This window comes from Nostoc sp. UHCC 0251 (genome assembly GCF_034932245.1).
Lineage (GTDB): Bacteria > Cyanobacteriota > Cyanobacteriia > Cyanobacteriales > Nostocaceae > Nostoc.
In genome coordinates, this window is sequence record NZ_JAYGHD010000453.1 from 3915 (window position 1) to 6472 (window position 2558).

At 37.8% G+C, this 2558-nt stretch carries 2 protein-coding genes; one reads left to right on the top strand and one right to left on the bottom strand.

Annotated elements, in window-relative coordinates:
• Window positions 1–162 precede the first annotated feature (162 nt).
• The gene (locus VB740_RS35215) at window positions 163–840 is read right to left on the bottom strand and encodes a Uma2 family endonuclease (RefSeq protein WP_323204445.1); all 678 of its coding nucleotides are present in this window, start codon (window positions 838–840) and stop codon (window positions 163–165) included.
• Between the two features lie 293 nt (window positions 841–1133).
• Here VB740_RS35215 and VB740_RS35220 point away from each other — a divergent pair, with 293 nt between their 5' ends.
• Window positions 1134–2477 carry a TMEM143 family protein gene (locus VB740_RS35220; RefSeq protein WP_323204446.1) on the top strand — a complete coding sequence of 448 codons (1344 nt, stop codon included), beginning with the start codon at window positions 1134–1136 and terminating at the stop codon, window positions 2475–2477.
• Window positions 2478–2558 lie beyond the last annotated feature (81 nt).

The window sequence follows — 2558 nt, forward strand, 5'->3', positions numbered from 1 at the left end:
AACCTCGGAGCTTTGTTGATGAACCTCAGAGCTTCGTTGATGAACCTCGGAGCTTTGTTGATGAACCTCAGAGCTTCGTTGATGAACCTCGGAGCTTCGTTGATGAACCTCGGAGCTTCGTTGATGAACCTCGGAGCTTCGTTAATGAATCTTTACAGCAATTTAGGTGAGAGAATCAGGATCTATGCCGAGCGATCGCAACCGTTCTCGTAAGACTTGAACTTCTTGCTGCGCTTGTTGAGCTTTTTCTTCTGATGTTAAAAACCGTTGTCCTTGTTGGTTATACCAATACATCCATTCGCGTGGTATGCCTAAATACGTTCCTCGTTCTATGCCAATTCCTAAACCAATTTCTGGTAGCCAAACGGGATTACCATCATGTAATTCATAAGCATTATTAACTAATTTGTAAACTTCTAAACGTGGCTTACGGCGGCGAAATGGGTTGTAGACTACATAATACAAAAACCCTAATCTTGCATACTCTGCTTTCTTAGTCGAGTACTCACCGCGATATGTTTTAGATACCACTTCCAGCGCTAATACCGGTAATTTCTTCTCTTCCCAAAGCACATAACTGGGACGGAGGTTTTCATCATAAAATCGCTCTACGCCCAAACTCAAAAACCCATCTGGGACTATTGGCGGTAAATCTGGGTCATAATAAATACCCATATCTACGCCAAAAAACCAATCCATACGTTCTGGCCAAGCCATTGCCAGAAGCGCTTTGAGTAAACCGGGAATTAAATCTTGTAATTCATTATCCACTGGCGTATCGTCAGAGTCTGGCAGTTCCTCTGATGAGGGCAAACAAGCTAATGGATTGTACTCTAGCATGATGGGTTTACTCTTCCTCAGTTATCAGTACATCTTTATTTTATTAATGAATCGTGATAGCAATTTAAATGAGAAAATCAGGATATATGCCAAGCAATCGCACTTTTCAATCAGTCTTTCCTTCTGTCTTCTTCACGGTTGCAAGTCCTTGTCTGCCCATCGGCTCAGAAAAAACTGCGAGATTGAACACCCAAGATACTATAATTTAGTTGCTAATGAAGACATAATGTTTAATATTCGCCGTTTTCGTGGGATGTGGCAAACCCTAGTTAGATTCTGATTTATCTTTGAACATGGCTGTTTCCGAAAATAGAGAAGCGTTCATTCCCTACACTCGCAGTGATATTATCAAGCTTTGCCTGCAAGACGGTCAGCTAAATGAAGATGATGCCAAAAAATTTCAAGATTTTTGCCAAATCCTCATTGCATACTATCACTTTCACTTCCACAAAACCTTAGAAATTATCAAAGATAACTACATACCCTTTAACCCTAATACAGATATTCAACCAATAACTCCACCAACATTCGAGCAATATGATGATATGGAGTTGAAAGTAGTTGAAGCCTTTGGGCATATTGTTGAAAGGGCTAATTATATTCTTTTACCTGAATCGATTCTCAAGCGATCGCTAGCAACCAAATCTCTAATTGAATTAAAAACTCAAGTCAATTTTGAGGAGTTTGACCGCTTTATCTGTTATTACCGGGGTGATAGTTATAAAAACATTTCAGTAAAAAAGTTCTTCTTTTGGCAAGAACAAAAGACAATTGATATTTTTGAACGGATTGTTTTATTAGTCAAGTTCAAAGAAGCGGCTTACTTTCTTGGGAAGAAAACCAAAATCCAAGAATTAAAATTTATTCCCGGTAAGATGTATGTTTACTTCTACAAAAATATTCCTAAACTAGATGTTGACTTAATCTTTCCCAATGTAAAAACAAGTATGACCTGGAAAGATCGCTTACTATTTGGAATTCCGGCGATTGGAGCAGTAATTCCTTTGATATTAAGAACATTACCGAATTTATTATTGCTGTTGGCTGCAATTTTGATAGTACTAAATGTACCTGTTTTGGTTGAATCTCTAGATGTAGAGTTGGATAAAGTCAGAAATTTTATGCCTGTTCTGGTGGCAACTTTATCATTAGCGATCGCTTTGGGTGGATTTGCCTTTAAGCAATACACTAATTACAAAAATAAAAAAATCCAATTTCAAAAACTTGTTACTGATACGCTCTTCTTCAAAAGTTTAGCGAACAACACTAGTGTTTTTCAAATGTTTATTGAATTGGCAGAAGAAGAAGAATCTAAGGAAGTTATTCTGGCATACTATCATTTACTTACCAGTCCCACACCATTAAGCCCTCAACAATTAGATTCTCGGATCGAAACTTGGATGGAAGATAAACTAGGCACAAAGATTAACTTTGATATTCAAGGGCCTCTAAGCAATCTAGAAGATATTCGTGGCCAAGTAACTCAAAATAGCGAAACAACAGACAATGTACCAGAAATCCCTTTACTAACCTACGATCGCCAGGGAGCATGTCAGATTCTCCCTTTAGATGATGCTAAAGCAGTGATTGATTATGTTTGGGATAATGCTTTTCGTTATAACGGGATAATCTTGTAGACTTGTAAGCGATCGCCATCATGTAATCTATAGGATTACTATTTGATTTTTGAACAAAGTTAAGTATTGTAGGGTGCGTTA

What these genes read in the sequence shown, in the direction of transcription:
- VB740_RS35215 (WP_323204445.1), bottom strand. Translation starts at nt 840, where the DNA reads ATGCTAGAGTACAATCCATTAGCTTGTTTGCCCTCATCAGAGGAACTG.
- VB740_RS35220 (WP_323204446.1), top strand. Translation starts at nt 1,134, where the DNA reads ATGGCTGTTTCCGAAAATAGAGAAGCGTTCATTCCCTACACTCGCAGT.